Origin of the sequence: uncultured Thiodictyon sp., from assembly GCF_903828115.1 — a bacterium.
In the GTDB taxonomy this organism is placed as follows: Bacteria; Pseudomonadota; Gammaproteobacteria; order Chromatiales; family Chromatiaceae; genus Thiodictyon.
On the sequence record NZ_CAIKKU010000784.1, the window covers coordinates 1 to 19,535 of the forward strand.

17 protein-coding genes are annotated in these 19,535 nt (G+C 69.1%); 15 read left to right on the forward strand and 2 right to left on the reverse strand.

The features are described from left to right. Positions 1–234 precede the first annotated feature (234 nt). From leuC to QZY48_RS28825, 13 genes are all read left to right on the forward strand, one after another. A complete protein-coding gene (leuC, locus tag QZY48_RS28765) occupies positions 235–1,638 on the forward strand; it encodes a 3-isopropylmalate dehydratase large subunit (protein WP_295437119.1) in 1,404 nt (467 codons plus the stop codon). Continuing rightward, a complete protein-coding gene (gene leuD / locus QZY48_RS28770) occupies positions 1,639–2,271 on the forward strand; it encodes a 3-isopropylmalate dehydratase small subunit (protein ID WP_295437122.1) in 633 nt (210 codons plus the stop codon). Between the two features lie 273 nt (positions 2,272–2,544). Next, a complete protein-coding gene (leuB, locus tag QZY48_RS28775) occupies positions 2,545–3,618 on the forward strand; it encodes a 3-isopropylmalate dehydrogenase (protein WP_295437124.1) in 1,074 nt (357 codons plus the stop codon). A gap of 33 nt (positions 3,619–3,651) precedes the next feature. After that, positions 3,652–4,767, forward strand: coding sequence for an aspartate-semialdehyde dehydrogenase (gene asd / locus QZY48_RS28780; RefSeq protein WP_295437126.1), 1,116 nt, complete (start codon positions 3,652–3,654; stop codon positions 4,765–4,767). 97 nt (positions 4,768–4,864) lie between these two features. Next, positions 4,865–8,017, forward strand: coding sequence for a FimV/HubP family polar landmark protein (locus QZY48_RS28785; RefSeq protein ID WP_295437128.1), 3,153 nt, complete (start codon positions 4,865–4,867; stop codon positions 8,015–8,017). A 69-nt stretch (positions 8,018–8,086) separates the two neighbouring features. After that, positions 8,087–8,869, forward strand: coding sequence for a tRNA pseudouridine(38-40) synthase TruA (gene truA, locus QZY48_RS28790; RefSeq protein ID WP_295437130.1), 783 nt, complete (start codon positions 8,087–8,089; stop codon positions 8,867–8,869). A 179-nt stretch (positions 8,870–9,048) separates the two neighbouring features. Then, a complete protein-coding gene (locus QZY48_RS28795) occupies positions 9,049–9,690 on the forward strand; it encodes a phosphoribosylanthranilate isomerase (RefSeq protein WP_295437132.1) in 642 nt (213 codons plus the stop codon). Then, the gene (gene trpB, locus QZY48_RS28800) at positions 9,662–10,912 is read left to right on the forward strand and encodes a tryptophan synthase subunit beta (RefSeq protein WP_295437134.1); all 1,251 of its coding nucleotides are present in this window, start codon (positions 9,662–9,664) and stop codon (positions 10,910–10,912) included. Before QZY48_RS28795 ends, trpB begins: the two co-directional genes overlap by 29 nt. After that, positions 10,909–11,724: a tryptophan synthase subunit alpha gene (gene trpA / locus QZY48_RS28805; RefSeq protein WP_295437136.1), complete on the forward strand. Its 816-nt coding sequence runs from the start codon at positions 10,909–10,911 to the stop codon at positions 11,722–11,724. The genes trpB and trpA overlap by 4 nt, the downstream gene beginning before the upstream one ends. 68 nt (positions 11,725–11,792) lie before the next feature. Then, positions 11,793–12,653, forward strand: a complete 861-nt coding sequence (gene accD, locus QZY48_RS28810) for an acetyl-CoA carboxylase, carboxyltransferase subunit beta (protein WP_295437138.1) — start codon at positions 11,793–11,795, stop codon at positions 12,651–12,653. 249 nt (positions 12,654–12,902) lie between these two features. Further along, a complete protein-coding gene (locus QZY48_RS28815; RefSeq protein ID WP_295437140.1) occupies positions 12,903–13,151 on the forward strand; it encodes a type II toxin-antitoxin system Phd/YefM family antitoxin in 249 nt (82 codons plus the stop codon). Next, positions 13,148–13,534, forward strand: a complete 387-nt coding sequence (locus QZY48_RS28820; protein WP_295437142.1) for a type II toxin-antitoxin system VapC family toxin — start codon at positions 13,148–13,150, stop codon at positions 13,532–13,534. The genes QZY48_RS28815 and QZY48_RS28820 overlap by 4 nt, the downstream gene beginning before the upstream one ends. A 189-nt stretch (positions 13,535–13,723) precedes the next feature. After that, complete coding sequence (locus QZY48_RS28825) at positions 13,724–14,314, forward strand: Uma2 family endonuclease (protein ID WP_295437144.1); 591 nt, start codon at positions 13,724–13,726, stop codon at positions 14,312–14,314. Between the two features lie 199 nt (positions 14,315–14,513). Here QZY48_RS28825 and QZY48_RS28830 read toward each other — a convergent pair whose 3' ends face one another. Then, positions 14,514–15,011: a DUF2442 domain-containing protein gene (locus QZY48_RS28830; protein WP_295437146.1), complete on the reverse strand. Its 498-nt coding sequence runs from the start codon at positions 15,009–15,011 to the stop codon at positions 14,514–14,516. Next, positions 15,008–15,238, reverse strand: a complete 231-nt coding sequence (locus QZY48_RS28835; RefSeq protein ID WP_295437148.1) for a DUF4160 domain-containing protein — start codon at positions 15,236–15,238, stop codon at positions 15,008–15,010. Before QZY48_RS28835 ends, QZY48_RS28830 begins: the two co-directional genes overlap by 4 nt. A 289-nt stretch (positions 15,239–15,527) precedes the next feature. Between QZY48_RS28835 and QZY48_RS28840 the strand changes: the two genes are divergently transcribed. After that, positions 15,528–18,296, forward strand: a complete 2,769-nt coding sequence (locus tag QZY48_RS28840) for a TIR domain-containing protein (protein WP_295437150.1) — start codon at positions 15,528–15,530, stop codon at positions 18,294–18,296. Positions 18,297–18,316: 20 nt separating this feature from the next. Beyond that, positions 18,317–19,396: a MoxR family ATPase gene (locus QZY48_RS28845; protein ID WP_295437152.1), complete on the forward strand. Its 1,080-nt coding sequence runs from the start codon at positions 18,317–18,319 to the stop codon at positions 19,394–19,396. Positions 19,397–19,535 lie beyond the last annotated feature (139 nt).

The window sequence follows — 19,535 nt, forward strand, 5'->3', positions numbered from 1 at the left end:
CACCCTCCCGGCACCTGCCAGGGCTTCCCGTTGCCACCCCTGGTCAGGGCCAACCCACCCCGCAACAGTCAACGCCAGCGCCCACCGGCGCCGGCATCGCCCGCTGTCAGGCGGCGGCAGGGTTATGCTTCAGGGCTGGCGGGCGCGCGTCGGAATTGAGTTTGCGGACCGCCCCGTCTATTCTTGCGCGTTGCGCTCCGCTGAGCGCCCGATTCTAGGCAACGAGGTGGCGTCATGGGTGCCCGAACCCTCTACGACAAACTCTGGGACGATCATCTGGTGCGGGTGGATGAGGACGGCACGGCGCTGCTCTACATCGACCGGCAACTGGTGCACGAGGTGACCTCCCCGCAGGCCTTCGAGGGCCTGCGGCTGGCCGGGCGCACCCCCTGGCGGGCGGCGGCGAACCTGGCGGTGCCGGATCACAATGTCCCCACCGCCAACCTGGCCGCCGGCATCACGGACCCGGTCGCGCGCCTCCAGGTGGAGACCCTGGGCGCGAACTGCCGCACCTTCGGCATCACCGAGTTCGCCATGGGCGATCCGCGGCAGGGGATCTGCCACGTCATCGGCCCGGAGCAGGGCTTCACCCTGCCGGGCAGCACGCTGGTGTGCGGCGACTCCCATACCGCCACCCATGGGGCCTTCGGGGCGCTTGCCTTCGGCGTCGGGACCTCCGAGGTGGAGCATGTGCTTGCCACCCAGTGTCTGCTCCAGCGCAAGTCCAAGGCCATGCTGATCAGTGTGGAGGGCGCGGTCGGCCCCGGGGTGACCGCCAAGGACATCGTGCTCGCCATCATCGGGGAGATCGGCACCGCGGGCGGCACGGGCTTCGTGGTCGAGTTCGGCGGCGCGGCGATCCGGGCGCTGTCCATGGAAGGGCGCATGACCGTCTGCAACATGGCCATCGAGGCCGGCGCCCGCGCCGGGCTGGTCGCCGTGGATGAGCAGACGATCGGGTACCTGCGCGGTCGTCACTTCGCCCCCAAGGGCGACCTCTTCGAGCGCGCTGCTGACCACTGGCGCACCATGGTGAGCGATCCGGGTGCCGCGTTCGACCAGGTGGTCCGGCTCGACGCGGCCGACATCAAGCCGCAGGTGACCTGGGGGACCTCACCGGAGATGGTGCTGCCGGTGGATGGGCGGGTGCCGGACCCGGCCTTGGAGCCGGACCCGACCAAGGCGGCCGGCATGCGCCGCGCCCTGGCCTATATGGGACTGGAGGCCGGCACCCCGATCACCGCGATCCGCCCGGACAAGGTCTTCATCGGCTCCTGCACCAACTCACGGATCGAAGACCTGCGGGCCGCGGCGGCGGTGGTCGATGGCCGCCGGGTCGCCCCGGGGATCCGGCTCGCGCTGGTGGTCCCGGGCTCGGGCCCGGTCAAGGTGCAGGCCGAGGCCGAGGGGCTGGACCGCATCTTCACCGCGGCCGGCTTCGAGTGGCGTGAGCCCGGTTGTTCCATGTGTCTGGCCATGAACGCGGATCGCCTGGAGCCCCAGGAGCGTTGCGCCTCGACCTCCAACCGCAACTTCGAGGGCCGGCAGGGGCCGGGCGGGCGTACCCACCTGGTGAGCCCGGCCATGGCCGCCGCCGCCGCGGTGACCGGTCATTTCGTCGATGTGAGGACGCTCTAGATGGACCCGTTCCAGAACTTCACCGGGGTCGTGCTGCCGCTCGATCGGGCCAACGTCGACACCGATGCGATCATCCCCAAGCAATTCCTCAAAAGCATCAAGCGCAGCGGCTTCGGGCCCTATCTCTTCGACGAGTGGCGCTACCTGGACCACGGTGAGCCCGAGATGGACTGCACCGCCCGGCCGCGCAACCCGGATTTCGTCCTCAACGACCCGCGCTACGCGGGCGCCGAGGTCCTGCTGGCGCGCGAGAACTTCGGCTGCGGCTCGTCCCGGGAGCACGCCCCCTGGGCCCTGGCGGACTTCGGTATCCGGGTGATCCTGGCCCCGAGCTACGCCGATATCTTTTTCCACAACTGCTTCAAGAACGGTATCCTGCCGATCGTTCTCGATGCCGCGACCGTCGCGCGGCTCTTCGCCCATGCCGGTGGGGGGCAGGCGTTGCGGATCGCCGTCGACCTGTCGGGTCAGACGCTGGATCTGGCGGGTGAGACCATCGCCTTCAGCGTGGATGCCTTCCGCAAGCAGTGCCTGCTCGAGGGTCTGGACGACATCGGTCTGACCTTGCAGCATGTGGACGCCATCCGCGCCTACGAGGCCCGTCGGCAGGTCGAGGCGCCCTGGCAGTTTTGATTCCGTCGGCGGAGCAGAGCGGCACCGGCACTCGTCCTGCGGCGCTCTGACCGGTGGAGAATAAATAGACAGGATTAACAGGATTTCGCAGGATTTACAGGATAATCAGGCTTAGGGACAAACCGGATCATCGCTTCTTTGATCCTGTTAATCCTGAAAAATCCTGTTAGTCCTGTCTAATTACCGACTGACTGGTGTAGCCTGCGGTTCTTGCCGTTCAGTTTCCGCCCGGTCGGGCTGAGGCAACGCCTTAGGCGTCATGGAGATAACGAATTGTCGAAGAAGGTTTTGGTACTCCCGGGTGACGGCATCGGCCCGGAGATCATCGGTGAGGCCGTCAAGCTCCTCGAGGCCCTGAACGCCACCGGTGAGGTGGCGATCGAGCTGTCGCACGCCCTGGTGGGCGGGGCGGCCTATGACGAGACCGGTGACCCCCTGCCGCCCGCGACCCTGGCCGCCGCCCGGGCCGCGGACGCGGTCCTGTTGGGCGCCGTGGGCGGGCCCAAGTGGGAGCCCCTGCACATCTCCAAGCGCCCGGAGCGGGGCCTGTTGGGCCTGCGCGCGGGACTCGGGCTCTTCGCCAACCTGCGCCCGGCGATCCTCTACCCCCAGTTGGCCGGGGCCTCGACCCTCAAGCCGGAGGTGGTCTCCGGGCTGGATATCCTGATCGTGCGTGAGTTGACCGGGGATATCTATTTCGGGCAGCCTCGCGGGGTCGAGACCCTGGCCTCCGGCGAGCGCCGGGGGATCAACACCATGGTCTATACTGAATCCGAGGTGGAGCGGATCTGCCGCGTCGCCTTCGATCTGGCCATGAAGCGCCAACGGCGGGTATGCTCGGTGGACAAGGCGAACGTGCTGGAGTGCACCGAGCTGTGGCGCGAGGTGGCGACCCGGGTCGCCGCCGACTATCCGGACCTGACCCTGACGCACATGTATGTGGACAATGCGGCCATGCAACTGGTGCGGGCGCCCAAGCAGTTCGACGTGATGGTGACCGGCAACCTGTTCGGTGACATCCTTTCGGACTGCGCCTCCCAGCTCACCGGCTCCATCGGCATGTTGCCCTCGGCCTCGCTCAATGCCGCCGGTCAGGGCATGTACGAACCGATCCACGGCTCGGCCCCGGATATTGCCGGCCAGGGCGTGGCCAACCCGCTCGCCACCCTGCTCTCGGTGGCCATGATGTTGCGCTACTCACTGGAGGCGCCGGCCGTGGCCGACCGGATCGAGGCGGCGGTGTCGCGCGTGCTGGATGCGGGGCTGCGGACCGCGGACATCATGTCCGCCGGGATGCGCCGGGTGAGCACGCTCGAGATGGGCGAGGCGGTCGTCGCGGCCTTGTAGCAGTGATCGGTTATCCTAATGGGATGTGATGAAATGAATCGTGTCGGGTTTGTCGGCTGGCGGGGGATGGTGGGTTCGGTCCTCCTGGAGCGCATGCGCGCGCAAGACGATTTTGCGCACATCGCGATGCCGGTCTTTTTCACCACCTCCCAGGTCGGTCAACCGGGGCCCGAGGTCGGGCGGGGCCGCCGGCCCCTGAGCGACGCCGGTTCGATCGACGCCCTGGGTGAGATGGACATCATCGTCACCTGCCAGGGCGGCGACTATACCAAGGAGGTCTACCCGCGGCTGCGGGCCGCGGGCTGGGACGGTTACTGGATCGATGCCGCCTCGGCCCGGCGCATGGAACCCGAGGCCACGATCATTCTGGACCCGGTCAACCGCGACCTGATCGACGCGGCCCTGGCGGCCGGGCGGCGCGAGTTCATCGGCGGCAATTGCACCGTGAGCCTGATGCTGATGGCCATCGGCGGGCTGTTCCGGGCGGGGGTGGTCGAGTGGGTCAGTGCCATGACCTACCAGGCCGCCTCCGGGGCCGGCGCCAAGCACATGCGTGAGCTGCTGGTGCAGATGGGGGCACTCCACGCGGCGGTCGGCCCCCTGCTCGCGGACCCGGCCGCGGCCATCCTGGAGCTCGATCGGGTGGTCACGCAGACCCTGCAGGGGCGCGACTTCCCCAGCACCCAGTTCGAGGTGCCGCTGGCGGGGAGTCTGATCCCCTGGATCGACGCCCAACTGGACAACGGTCAGAGCCGGGAGGAGTGGAAGAGCGGGGTGGAGACCAACAAGATCCTGGGGCTCACCGCGCATCCCATCCCGGTCGATGGGCTGTGCGTGCGGGTGGGCGCGATGCGTTGCCACAGTCAAGGCCTGACCATCAAGCTCAACCAGGACCTGTCAGTCGAGGAGGCCGCGCACCTGATCGCCGGGGCCAACGACTGGGTGCGGGTGGTCCCAAATGAGCGCGCGCGCACCATCGCCGAGCTGTCACCGGCCGCGGTGACCGGGCGCCTCCAGGTCCCGGTGGGGCGCCTGCGCAAGTTGACCCTGGGGGAGCGCTACCTGGCCGCCTTCACAGTTGGGGATCAGTTATTGTGGGGTGCCGCCGAACCGCTGCGGCGTATGCTGCGGATCCTACTTGAGCGCTGAGCCCGGTCGCCGCGGGGCGCGTGCGGTCGCCGCCTTGGTGACCGATCGCGGTTTCAGATATAGTTCCGAGCCCTTGATGGGTAAACGAGGCAGGCGGATGTCGCGCAAGCTGTACCTCGCGTTCGCGCTATTGTCGGCCCTGGCCGGCACGCACGCGCACGCCCTGGGATTGGGTGGACTTCGCCTGCAATCGGCCCTCGACCAGCCGTTTGTCGGCGAGATCGAGCTCATCGACGCGAAACCCGACGAGTTGGACGCCATCAAGGTGCAGATTGCACCCCAGGCGGAGTTCAGCCGGACCGGCACCGAGCGCTATCACCACCTGACCAAGCTGCGCTTCAGTCCGCAGCTCTCCCCGCGCGGCAACCCGGTGATTCGGGTTTCCAGCCGCGAGCCGATGCGCGAGCCGTACATGGACTTTCTGGTGGAGGCGGTGTGGCCGAAGGGACGCCTGGTGAAACAATACACCGTCCTCTTGGACCCCCCGGTGACCGCCTCCCGCACGGCCCCGCGCGTCGAGCCGCCGGTGATCGATGCGCGGCCCCCGCGGGAGCCGTCAGCGCCGAGTGTCCCGGCACCCACAGCGTCCCCACCAAAGGCCGCACCCATGGTCACGCCCGCGCCGGCCGCCGCGGTCAGACCCGGGAAGACTGCCCTGCCGCCGTCCACGCCGCCGCTGCCTGCGCAGGTGTCGCGCGCCGCGCCCGGTGCCGCCGGCGGGGGCTTCCCAAAACGCTACGGTCCGATCCGCCCGGGGACCGGGCTCTGGCGTCTGGCGCGCGCCAACGCCCCGGCCGGTGCCACGGTGTCGCAAACCGCCATGGCGCTTTACCGCAACAATCCGGACGCCTTTATCAACGGCGACATCAACCGTTTGATCGCCGGCCGTACCCTGACCCTGCCGCGCGCGGACGAGCTGTTTGCCATGAGCCCCGCGGCGGCCAATCAGGAGTTCCAGGCGGCGGTCAAAGGGGAGAAGGTGCGGCGCGGTCCGATCACTAAGCCGGGCACCCTGCTCGCCGCGCCCGGTGAAGGGGAGTCGCGGCTACGGATTGCCGGGGCCGCCGCGGACACCGGCAGGCGTGGGGCTACGCCGGGGACTGAGGCTGGCGCGGCGGTCCTGGAGCGGGACGTCCTCCTGGCGCGCGAGACGAGTGAGAGCGCCCGCCAGGAGACGGTCGAGATGCGTGGCCGCATCCAAGATCTCGAATCGCAACTCGCGGAGATCCAGCAACTGCTCAAGCTCCGTAACGAAGAACTGGCCCGGGTGCAGGGCGGGGCAGGGCCCGCCGCGGTCGTCCCGGCGGCGTCGCGGGCCCCCGGTCCGGAGGCGCCGGCCACGGTGGTGGCACAGTCGCAGCAGAGCCTGCCCCCGGACCTGAAAGGCCCGCTGGGGGTCGTGGGCGGTCAACCCCCGGACGACGACGGCGCGAGCGGGTCCGCGGGACCTGCCGGTGCCTCCCAGGGGCAGCCGGCGGCGGTGGCGGCGGACGCGCCTGGCGAGGCACCAGGGCCGACGGGTGCGGCCCAAGTGGGGTCCGCGTCGCCGGACGCTGGCGCGATCCCCGCCGGTCCCACGCCGCAACCGCGGCCGGACACTGGGCCCGTGGCCGTGGTGCCGCCGGGCCAGCCGCCGTCGACGCAGACCGGGACACCGGGCGGCGTCCCGGTTGATGGTGCCGCCAAGGTTCCGGTTGGCGGGCCTGCCAAGACCCCCGTGGTGGCGGCGTCAGACGGCGATTCCACCTGGCGCGCCCTGTTGTTTCCGCTGGCCGGCGTCGCCGGCGTGACCGCTCTGGGCATCGCGGCCCTGAGCTGGCTGCGGTCGCGGCGGCGCGTCGGACGCGATTCCAGTGTCGAATTCGATTCCAGTGATCTGTCCGAAAGCGTGAGCGACCGACTCGATCACGTCCGGTCGGCGGCGCCGGGGGCTTCCCGCGCCGGGACCGCAGTGGCACCACCACCGGCGTTGGCGTCGCCGCACTCGCAGGAGCCCGGCCTCCTGGAGACACCGTCTTCGGCCTTCGCCGCCTTCGGCCGCGCGGACCCGGAGACGGACGACGCCGATGCCCTCTCGGAGGCGGACATCTATATCGCCTACGGCCGCTACCGCGAGGCGGAAGACCTGCTGCGAGAGGAGATCCGGCGAACTCCGGCGCGGTTGGACCTCAAGTTCAAACTGGCGGAGGCTTACTATGGCGCCAAGAACACCGACGCGCTGCGGGCCCTGATGCAGGAGATACAGGCGCTCGGCGGGGATCAGGTGAGCCCGGATCAGTGGGAGCGCCTGGTCGGCATGGCCGCCGGCACGCAAACGGAAGTTGCTCAGGGCGGCGTCGTGTTACCGTCACTGCCGTCACTGCCGTCACTGCCGTCCCTGCCATCGCTGCAACCGCCCGCGTCCGGCGTCGTCGCGGCGACCTTGGCGCGTCCCCCCGCGCCGGCCTACGGCGGGCGCGTGGGGCGGGCGACCGACCTCCTGGAGGAGTCGCTCGATCCCGGTTCAGCAGAGGTCTACACGCTCGACATCAGCGACGCCCAGAAGCCGTCGGCGGACCTGGCTTTGCGGGGTGCTGCCGAGGTCGCGCCGGGGGCGGGGGCGGCGCTGGTCGGCGCCGGCCGCGCCACGGTGACCAGTATCCCGATCAGTACTCCGATCAGCATCGATGCCCCGTCCCATGACCTGGAACCGGCGTTCCTGGACGATCATCTGTTCGGTCCCGGGTTGAATCTGGAGAAGGTGCGAGAGGTCCCGCGGCGCGCCGCTGCCGCCCCTGGGGGTGCCGACGCGGGGTTCGCGGGCGGGGTCTCGGATCTCGAACTGAACCTCGGGGAACCGCGGCCCGCCGACGATCTGCAATTGTATTCAGTCGTGGACTCGACCCCGACGACCCAGGTCGGCCAACCGAGCAATGAGCACGGCCGGGCCGGGCTTGAGATCTCGGAGGTGGCCTCGGCATCCGTGTATCCGCGCAGTCAGGCCGAGGGTGCCAAGACGACGGACGGGCCGGCCGGATTACCAGGGCTTTTGGGCGCCGCGGAGGACAGCGCATCGAGTGACTTGCTGTCGTCCCAGTGGCAGATGGACTCAGGTCTTTGGGACGAAACCGCGACCAAACTGGACTTGGCCCGCGCCTATATCGAAATGGGCGATAAGGATGCGGCCAAGGGCATCTTGGAAGAGGTTCGTGGTGAGGGCAACGAGGAACAGCGCGCGGAGGCACAGGACTTGTTGCGGCGGGTCGGTTGAACGGGCGCGGCTCCCGGGCGCTCGTGCCCCGTGTCGACACCGCGGCGGTGCGCCCGCCGGGTCATCGCGATGTCCACTGAACGGATCGCCCTCGGCGTCGAGTATGACGGCACTGCCTATTGCGGTTGGCAGACCCAGCCGCGGGTGCGCACCGTCCAGGAGACCCTGGAGGCGGCCCTGTCCCGGGTGGCCGACCATCCGGTCCGGGTCCAGTGTGCCGGACGCACGGATGCGGGGGTCCATGCCCTGGAGCAGGTGGTCCATTTCGACAGCACGGCCAGCCGCACGGAGCGTGCCTGGGTATTGGGGAGCAACGTCAACCTGCCGCCCGATTGCGCCGTGAGCTGGGCGCAGCCGGTCGCCGGGGCCTTTCATGCCCGCTTCTCGGCCCGCGCCCGTCACTATCGCTACCGTATCCTGACCCGCCGTACCCGCTCGGCCCTGGAGCCCGACCGCGCCCTTTGGGTTCATCGGCCGCTGGACCTGGGGGACATGCAGGCCGCCGCCGCGGCGCTGGTGGGTGAGCACGACTTCAGCAGCTTTCGCGCCCTGGGCTGCCAGGCCAAGAGCCCCGTGCGCCGGGTTCATTATCTGGACCTGAGCGCGGCGGCCGGGGTGATTGAACTGCGCGTCGGCGCCAATGGCTTCCTGCACCACATGGTGCGCAACATCGTCGGGGTGCTGCTCAGCATCGGTCGCGGCGAGGCGCCGGTGCAGTGGACGCGGGAACTGCTGGTGCTGCGCGACCGCACCCGCGGCGGGGTGACCGCGCCGCCCCAGGGGCTATATTTCGTACGGGCCGACTATCCCGCGGAGTTTGACTTGCCGCAGGTACAAGTGGTCAGTGATTAGTAACGAGACAAGAACAAGTTAAACACAAACACAATCGTTGTCGTTGTCGTTGTCGTAATCGTAATCGGAAAAGCGATGCAATTTTGGGTGCGAGACAATCCCTGGCGCTACGATAACCTCGACGACGACAACGACGACAACGACAACGACGACAACGACAACGCACTGAGCACTGACCGATGACCAGAACCCGGGTTAAAATCTGCGGCTTGACGCGACCGCAGGACGTCGCGGCGGCGGTGGCGGCGGGGGCCGACGCGATCGGGCTGGTGTTTTATCCGCCGAGTCCGCGCGCCGTGACCCTGGCGCTCGCCCGTGAACTCTGTGGCCTGCTCCCGCCCTTCGTGAGCGCCGTGGGGCTGTTCGTGGACGAATCGGCCGCGCAGATCCGGCGTATCCTGGAGCAGGTGCCGCTGGATCTCGTGCAGTTTCACGGGGAGGAGCCGCCCGCACTGTGCGAGAGTGTCGGCCGGCGCTGGCTTAAGGCGATCCGGATGCGTCCAGGGGTCGATCTTCCTGCACTGGCAGAACACTACCGGGGGGCCGCCGGGCTCCTGCTCGACGCCTACGACCCGGCACTCCCGGGCGGCACCGGGTCGGCCTTCGACTGGGGGCGCATCCCCCCGGGGTTGGCCTCCAGGATCGTCCTCGCCGGGGGGCTCGATCCAACCAACGTGGCCGGGGCCATCGCCCGCGTGCGGCCCTACGCCGTCGATGTGAGCGGTGGGGTGGAGGCCGCCCGGGGCCAGAAAGACCCGGCGAAGATTTACGCATTCATGCAAGGGGTACGAGATGGCGACAGCGCCCGCAATTCTTTCTGACCCGCCGCTACCGGCGGGACTCGGGCAAGGCTATCACTGGCCCGATGCACACGGACATTTCGGTCCCTACGGCGGCCTGTTCGTGCCCGAGACCCTCATGCACCCCCTGGCGCAGCTCCGGGAGGCCTACGAGCACTACCTGGGGGACCCGGAATTTCAGGCCGAGCTGGACGCGGACCTGCAGGACTATGTGGGGCGGCCCTCGCCGATCTATCACGCGCAGCGCTGGAGCCGGGATCTCGACGGCGCCCAGGTCTACCTCAAGCGCGAGGATCTGAACCACACCGGCGCCCACAAGATCAACAACACCATCGGCCAGGCCCTGTTGGCCCGGCGCATGGGCAAGACCCGGATCATCGCCGAGACCGGCGCCGGTCAGCACGGGGTGGCCAGCGCGACGGTGGCGGCGCGCCTGGGGCTCGAATGCGTCGTCTACATGGGCGAGGTGGACGTGGCCCGGCAGGAGGCCAACGTCTACCGTATGCGCCTGCTCGGGGCGCGGGTGGTGTCGGTCAAGTCCGGCTCCCGCACCCTCAAGGACGCGCTCAACGAGGCCATGCGCGACTGGGTCACCAATGTCGACGACACCTTCTACATCATCGGCACGGTGGCCGGTCCCCACCCCTACCCGGCCATGGTGCGGGACTTCCAGGCGGTGATCGGGCGCGAGTCGCGCGCCCAGATGCTGGCGCGCACCGGGCGCCTGCCCGACGCCCTGGTTGCCTGCGTGGGCGGGGGTTCCAACGCCATCGGGCTCTTCTACCCGTTCATCGAGGACGCCGGGGTCGCGATGTACGGGATCGAGGCGGCCGGTGACGGACTGGCGACCGGTCGTCACGCCGCACCGCTCAATGCCGGTCGGCCTGGGGTGCTGCACGGCAACCGGACCTACCTGATGGAAGACGCCAACGGCCAGATCATCGAGACCCACTCGATCTCCGCCGGCCTGGACTACCCGGGGGTCGGTCCCGAGCACGCCTGGCTCAAGGACAGCGGGCGCGCCCACTATGACGCCATCACCGACGCCGAGGCCCTGGCCGCCTTCCACACCCTGACCCGTACCGAGGGCATCATCCCGGCCCTGGAGTCGAGCCACGCCCTGGCCTACGCGGCCAAGCTGGCCCCCACCATGCGCCGGGATCAGAGCATCCTGGTCAATCTCTCCGGCCGCGGGGACAAGGACATGCACACGGTCGCCACCCTGGAGGGCCTCGTCCTGTGAGCCGCATCGCTGAGCGTTTCGCCTCCCTTCGGGGCCGTGGTCGTACCGCCCTGATCCCCTTCGTCACGGCCGGTGATCCGCACCCGTCCACCACGGTCCCGCTGATGCACGCCATGGTCGGCGCCGGGGCGGACCTGATCGAGCTGGGCGTCCCCTTCTCGGACCCCATCGCCGACGGCCCTGTGATCCAGCGCGCCACCGAGCGCGCCCTGGCCCGCGGTGTCTCGCTGGCCCATGTGCTCAGTATGGTGCGCGCCTTCCGCGCCCAGGACCCGGACACCCCGGTGGTGCTGATGGGCTACCTGAACCCCATCGAGGTCATGGGGTACGAGCGCTTTGCCGTCGCCGCCCAGGCGGCCGGCGTGGACGGCGCCCTGGTGGTGGATGTACCGCCGGAGGAGGGCGCCGAACTGGTCGCCGCGCTGCGCGGGCGGGGCCTGGATCTGGTCTATCTGCTCGCGCCCACCTCCACGCCGGAGCGCATCCGACTCATCGGGGAGGTCGCCTCCGGTTTCGTCTACTACGTGGCGGTCAAGGGGGTAACCGGCGCCGGACATCTGGACCTGGACGCGGTGGCGGCCCGGGTGTCGACCATCAAGTCGGCGATCCCCCTGCCGGTCGGTGTAGGGTTCGGGATCAAGGACGCGGCCACCGCCGCGGCGGTCGCCGCGGTGGCCGACGCGGTCATCGTCGGCAGCGCCATCGTCAGCCGCATCGAGGCCCTGGAGCAGACCCCCGAGGCGATCCCGGGCGTCATTGCCGAGTTCCTGGCCGATCTGCGCGCGGCCATTGATGCCGTGGATGCCGGCTGAATTTCCTTCCTGAGTTCAATAGTTCTTGATGGCGGGGCGCGAACGTGGCGATCAATAGAGAAACGACCATGAGTTGGTTCGAGAAGCTGATGCCGAGCCGCATCCGCACCGAGGCCAGCCACAAGCGTGCCGTGCCGGAGGGGATCTGGGCCAAGTGCCCCGGCTGCAATGCCATCCTCTACCGGGCCGAACTGGAGCGCAACCTCGAGGTCTGCCCCAAGTGCAGCCACCACAACCGCATCCGCGCCCGGCGCCGGCTGGACGGCTTCCTCGACCCGGAGCCGCGCGAGGAGCTGGGCGCGGAGATCGAGTCGACCGACCCGCTCAAATTCAAGGACCTCAAACGCTACAAGGACCGTCTGGCCGCCGCACAGAAGGCGACCGGCGAAAAGGAGGCGATGGTGGTCCTGCGCGGCCAGCTCAAGGGTGAGCCGCTCGTCGCCGCCGCCTTCGAGTTCGAGTTCATGGGCGGCTCCATGGGTTCGGTGGTCGGCGAGCGCTTCGTGCGCGGGGTGGATGGCGCCCTGGAGCAGGGCGCGCCCTTGGTGTGTTTCTCCGCGAGCGGCGGGGCGCGCATGCAGGAGAGCCTGTTTTCGCTGTTCCAGATGGTCAAGACCAGCGCCGCCCTGGCGCAGTTGCGCGAGCGCGGCCTGCCCTTCATCTCGGTGATGACGGACCCGACCATGGGCGGCGTCTCGGCCAGCCTTGCGATGCTCGGTGACATCAATATCGCCGAGCCCGGCGCCCTGATCGGCTTCGCCGGTCCCCGGGTGATCGAACAGACGGTGCGCGAGAAGCTCCCCGACGGCTTCCAGCGCGCCGAATTCCTGATGGAAAAGGGGGCGCTCGACATGATCGTCGACCGCCGGGATCTGCGCGACCGGGTGAGCGACCTGCTCGCGATTCTGATGCGGCGTGGGCGGCATTGACGCTGGAAGAAGCAGTTGTTTCACGCAAAGACGCAAAGACGCAAAGTTCTTTGATGCGATATCTCGGTCGCGCGGTTCACCTGCCGGGTGATGGGATCATCGCTCGCAAGGTTAATTCTCCTTTGCGTTCTTGGCGTCTTTGCGTGAGGAATTACCGATTCTGGGTTGGGCCGCCGGGATTTTCTTGTGCCCCAGTCGGCGCCTGCGCGTGGTAAACTAAGGCGCATTAGTCCACAGCGAAGCATCGTCATGCTGACCGTCAACATTCACGAAGCCAAGACCCATCTCTCCCGTCTGGTCGAGCGCGCGGCCAAGGGCGAGCCATTCATTATCGCCAAGGCGGGCAACCCCTTGGTCAAGGTGATACCGCTGCAGGCGCAGGAGGCGGGGACGACGCATCGGCTCGGCTTCCTCAAGGGGGAGATTCGGGTCCCGGAGGATTTCGATCGGATGGGACAGGAGGAGATCGAGGCCCGATTCACGGTCGGCGGGCCTTGAACCTGCTGCTCGATACCCACCTGCTGCTCTGGGCCGCGGGTCATCCGGATCGACTCTCCGCGGTGGCGACGACGCTGCTGCTGGACCCCTCCCACGAACTCCTGTTCAGTGCCGCCAGTATTTGGGAGGTCACGATCAAGCGGGGCCTGGGCCGTGATGATTTCCAGGTCGACCCGCGGCGTTTCTGGCGCACGCTCCTCACCCACGGCTACCGCGAGCTGACGGTGACGAGCGAACAGACGATCGCCGTCGGTCAACTGCCCCCGCTGCACAAGGACCCCTTCGACCGGTTGTTGGTCGCCCAGGCCCGCACTGAAGGGTTGACCCTGCTCACCACGGACACACTGGTGACGCAATACGGTGAGCCGACGCGCCTGGTGTAAGACGAGGTCAACTCTCGTGCCCGGCCGATTTCCTGGGCGTCGGTGCTCTCGGTCGGGGTTGATTGCCCGCGATCTCGGGCCGCGGTTACGATGACCTGAGTTTTTCGCGTTGCCCGCCGTCCGGACCGGGGGCGCCGTACTCAAGTCGCGGCCCCCGGCCCGGCCGGACCAGTCAATCGGAGGCCTTCGATGTCCCTTCCCGCACGCGCGCAACCCTTGGAGCATTTCACCTGGAGCGACTACCGATCCTGGCCCGATGATGAGCGTTGGGAACTGATCGACGGGTTGGCCTATGCCATGTCGGCCGCACCCTCGATCAAGCACCAGGACGTGGTCGGTCGGTTGTTCATCCGCATCGAGCTGCCGCTACGGGGGACGCCCTGTCGCCCCTTCGTCGCTCCCACCGATGTCAAGCTTTCGGAGTCCGACGTGGTCCAGCCGGACATCCTGGTGGTCTGCGACCCCGCCAAGATCACCCCGAGCCACATCGAAGGCGCCCCGGACCTGATCGTCGAGGTCCTGTCCCCCGGGACCTCGGCCAAGGACCTGCGCGACAAGAAGGCGCTCTATGAACGCGCCGGGGTACCCGAATATCTGGTCGTCGATCCGTTGGAGCAATATGCCATCCGTTTTCTCCTGGGCGCCGACGGGTATGACAAGGGCACGGTCTTCGCCGCCGATGAGGTCCTGAAGTCGGCCACGCTGGAGGCGGTCGAGGTCCCGCTGTGGGAGGTGTTCGAGGTGCCGGGGCCAACGGAGGCGGCGCCTGCCGACGGCTGATCCCAGGCCCTTGGGACCCGGCAAGACGGTCCAGTAACGGCTGCCAATGCTCGGACCTCTCCCGAATCCCTGGATCGCGCCTGCCAGCCCCGTAGCCTATGAGAGGATGGGTAGAGCGCAGCGAAACCCATCGTTTGCTGGGCGAGCATTCCCGTAAGATGAGTAGGACACTGGCCCGTGAGACCAAGACTGAGCCGGCTCAGGCATGCAGCGCGGCGTATTCCCGTGCCGTGGGGATGTTCCGGGGCAGGCTGTCGTCCGTGGGGCGCACGGCCTCCCAGCCGAGGCAGGCCAGCCAGATCGCACGCGGGATCGGCTTCTCTCCATCGCGGTAATAGATCAGCATCCGCCGCGAGATGCCGAGTGCGCGGGCGGCCTGGTCCGGGGTCATGCCCGTATCGTGCAGCCAGTTCCAGATGCGTTCATGGCCGATCCCGCCCGCTTGTTCAACCGCGAGGTTGCGCAAGTTGTCGGCGCCGAGATCGAGCGCGTCTTCGATCCACTCCACCGTCCTTCCGGCAAAGCCGACCTTGGCCTGGGCGAAGAGCGCGGCGTCTTCGAGGGGGAGCAGCAGGACCGTGGTCGCGATCCACTCACGCAGATCGACCTCGAAGGAGTGTCCATCGGCATAGCTCAGACCCAGGCGGTAGTCCGCCAATGCGGCAACCCCGGTTAGCTGGAAATGATCTTTGCTCATTGCGCAAGCTCCTCGAATCGATCGGCCAGCATGGCCTGGTTGGACCCGGCCCAGGCCAGCACCTCGGCAATCTCACGCGCAGCGACCTTGCCGTGCAGAATTTCCAGCGTGGCGATGGCCACCCAGACCTCGCGCCCATCGCTCAGAATGACGTGAAAATGCGGAGGCGCGTGGTCTTTCAGGTTGATGGTAACCCGGCAGTTTGCGAAATGATGGACGACAGGCATGTGGGAGGAGGTTAGTGCAATGGTTGCATGGATGCAAGCCTGCCGGCTGCCCGATAGCCCCTGCGCGGGCCAGCGATGCCATCTCGCGGACTGGTTCCACGCTGGCGTGGGAACGAGAAAGCCGGCGCTTGATGAGGCGCGCTCAGTGCGGCAGCACGCGCGGTGACGGATGCGTCGGGTCGGCGGGGGAGGGCGCCGGGGTGTCCCTCGCCGCCGCCCACGCGGTTGCGTGGCGGGCGCCCTATTGGTTACGCTAAATGCCGCTAAACCCCGAAGGAACGCACGCCCGGTGACCGCCAACGACACTGACCGCCCCGTCCGCCTCCTGCACCTCTCGGACCTCCATTTCCGCGCCGGCACGGCGTGGGACGCGGACCCGGTGTTGCGGGCACTGGCGGGATTCGTTCGCCGCGAGGCTGGGGCCGGGCTGGCACCGGACCTGGTCGCAGTCACCGGCGACCTGGCCTTCGCCGGGAAGGCCGAGGAGTACCGGCTGGCGCAGGACTGGTTCGAAGGTGAACTGTGGCCGGCGCTCGCCTTGCCGACGGCGCCGCCGCTGCCGCACGACCGCCTGCTGCTGATCCCCGGCAACCACGACGCGGATCGCGGCCGGGTCGGCACCGGTGCCCGGCACATCCAGGACGGCCAGTTGGCCGCGCGTTCCCAGGACGCCATTGCCGCGCTCCTGAATGACGACGACGAGCGCGACCTCATCCTCAAACGCCACGCCGCCTACCTGGACTTTTACGGCGACTGGCTCGACCAGGCGCAGGGCCTGCCCTGGTGGCAGCGCACGCTCGAGGTTCGCGGCCAACGCCTGCACCTTGCCGGACTCGACTCGGCCTGGATGGCCTGCGGTGACGACGATCGGGGTCGCCTGCTGCTCGGGCGTCGGCAACTCAACCAAACGGTCGTTACCCGGGAATCCGAGGGCGCCGACTGGCGCCTCGCCCTGCTGCACCACCCCTGGGACTACCTGGCCGAGTTCGACACCCACGAGGCGCGTCAGACCATCCACCTGCACCGGGACCTGGTCCTGCGCGGCCACCTGCACGAGGGCGATGCCTCTTACGTCCGACCCCCGGACCCGACCCGCGCCTGCCTGGAACTGGCCGCCGGTTGCTGCTACGACGGCAGCCGCCACCCCAACGCCTTCCAGTGGATCGAACTCTGGCCGCAGACCCCGGCGGCACCGCGCCGGGTGCGGGTCCTGTTCCGCGCCTGGGTCAAGGGCGCCTGGGCAATCGACCGCAACCAGCCGGGCTGCCCCGACGGTGTGGCCGAGTTTCCACTGCCGCGTGCAGCGGACCCACTGACGCCGCCGCCCCACACCCGTCGCACCCGCGCCGAACGATCGGGCGGCAGCGATCGGCCGGTCCAGCGTCGGGTACCCGCCGTAGATGAAGCCCCAGTGAGCAGGGTCGACCAAGACCCGGACGACACCCACCGGGCCGATCCGGCGGCACCGAACGGAGCGAGCCCGGCAGGCATCGCGGAAGACCCCCCGCTCTTCGATTGCTTCCTCAGCCACAACAGCAAGGACAAGCCGGCAGTGCGCGCGCTCGCGGCCGAGCTTGGCGCGGCCGGTCTCTCGGTGTGGTTCGACGAAGAGCGCCTGCGCCCCGGGCTTCCCTGGCAGCCCCAGTTGGAGTCCGGCATCACCGCCTCCCGGAGCGTCGCCGTCCTGGTGGGCGCCGACGGGCTCGGGCCTTGGGAGGACGAGGAACAACAGGCGGCGCTGACGCTGGCGGTGCATGACAAGCGACCGGTCATCCCGGTCCTGCTGCCCACGGCCCCGCAGGTTCCGAACTTGCCCCTGTTCTTGCGCAACCGTACCTGGGTCGATCTGCGTACGAGTGCAGCGCCCGCGGGTGTCGGGCGCCTCGATCGGCTGATCTGGGGCATTACCGGCAAGAAGCCCGGTGCGGTGATCAGGGACGGTGCGGATTCCGCGCCGCTCCCGGAGCCCGAACCCTCGCCTCGATCGGCGGATACCCCAGACGGCGGCTCCCAGGCGTCGGCGACCGTCGTCGCCGCGACCCGGGAACCCGAGCCGCCACTCGACGACGGTGGCTTCGACCGCCACTGGCAGGCGTTTCGGGATCGTAACCGTCAGGACGTCGCGGCAGCGCTCGCCAGGTATCCGGTGCTGTTGCGGGCCCTGTCCGTCCAGCTTGCGCAGATCGGGCGCGGTCCGGAGTTGGACGCCGTCGTGCTGTCCGACACCGAGCGGGTGCGCGCTTGCGCCGACGGCCTGCTGGCCCTGGACTTCGACGCCTTTGCCGGAGTGGCCGCGGCACTGTATCGGCAACTGCGCGACGCGGCGGAGACGGCCGGTCGCGCTGCCGGGGACGAGCGGGGCGCACTCGATACCCTGCTGGGCCTCATGCTGCGCTTGGCGCCCTTGCTTTATGACCAGCAGCTTGCGCGCACGACCTATGTCTCCCGGGGCGCGAGTTTTGGCGAGGTGCCCGCCGCGCTCTATGCGGTCGCGGAGCTGATGATGGCGGCGGAGGGCGCTCGGGCCGCCGCCTATCAGCGCCGCAAAGGCCCCGAGGGCGACGACCCGCGCGGGCTCGCCTGCGTCTCCGCCGACATGCCCGAGCTGGGCATCGATGCGACTACGGATGACTATTGCGAGCGGTTCCTGGTGCACCTGGGCCGCAAGGATCTGTCGCGCGAGGCCTTCCGCAAGGATCGGTTCCTGCACGACTGCGACCGCTTTCTGGAGCACTTCTACCCGAGCGCGAGCAAACGCACACCGCACGGGTCATCGGACGAGGAGCTTCTGGCCGACCGGCGCTGCGCGATCGATGCGCAGCTCACCGATTGGCCCGAGAAGCGCAAGGGTCGGCCCTACCAGATCTATACCGTCTTCCGGCCGGAGACGCAGGATGAGCTTGACGAGATGCGCACGACCGCCGAGGAACTGCATCGCCGCTACCCGAGCCTGCGCATCCTGTTCCTGACCGCCAGCCGCCGCGACGGCAACCATCGCTGGGACCTGGAGATGGCCCGACTGAAGGCCTTCTGCCGCATCCTGCGGTTTCACGACTAGGGCCCGGAGGCCCCGCCGCCATGCAGTACCTTACCGTCGAAGACGGCCACACGGTCGCCCTGCAAACGGGCTGCGACGCCCAGCCGGAGCGCGTACACGTCTTCAGCCGCCGCGAGATCGACGCCGTCAACGCCGCCCTGGGCGCCGGCCGGCCGCTGCTCGTGCGCGGCGAGCCGGGGGTCGGCAAGACCCAGCTCGCCGAGGCCGTGGCCGTACAGTTGCAGCGGCTCCTGCTGCCCTTCGTCGTCGATGCGCGCAGCGAATCCCGCGACCTGCTGTGGCACCTGGATGCCGTGCAGCGGCTGGCCGACGCGCAACTGCTGGGCGCGGCCGGGGAGCTGCGACTGGGCGGCCCGCCGCCGGCCGGCGACCTCGGCGACACCGAGCCCCCGGTGCGGCGGCTGCTCTGCGCCCTGCGCGAGGCGCTCGCACTGGAGCACTATCTGCACCCCGGGCCGCTCTGGTGGGCCTTCGACTGGGAGGGTGCCGGGCGGCAGGCCGCCGAGGCCCGGATCGCGCCCCCCAGCCTCGCGGCCCCGGGCGCGGGCTGCGTGGTCCTGATCGATGAGATCGACAAGGCCGAGAGCGACCTCCCCAACGGTCTGCTGGAGGCCTTGGGCGCGCGCTGCTTCACGCCCCAGGGCCGCACCGCGCCGGTGCGCGCGGTCGGCGAGTTGCCGCTGGTGATCGTCACCACCAACGAGGAGCGCACCCTGCCCGACGCCTTCGTCCGCCGCTGTCTGGTCCTGCACCTGCGCTTGCCGGACGAGGACCCCGAGGCGCTCGCCAGGCATCTGATCGGGCGCGGGCGCGCACACTTTCCCGCCGCCGACCCCGGGGTGCTGGAGCGCGCCGCCCGCCTGCTGGCCCGTGATCGCGCCACCGCCGAGGACAATCAGTGGTACCCCCTGCCGGGCCAGGCCGAATATCTGGACCTGGTGCGCGCCGTGCGCGCGCTGGAGACCGATCCGCGCGCCCAACTGCGCCGACTGGACGACCTGGGTCGGTATCTGCTCAAGAAACACCCGGAGGCGGCGCGCGCTGCCGATCGGGAGCCCGGCCCGGAGCGCGGCCCCGATGCGTCCGTCCCGCCCGCCTGAGGGGCCTGGCCAGGCCCCGACCGCGCTCGCGTTGCACGGGCAGTGCGCGCGTGCGGACCTGCTGCTCGCGCTGGCGCGCGGCGCGCGCGAGGGCGCCGCCGCGGCGGACCTGCTGGGCTTCGGGCTGGAACCCCCGGCC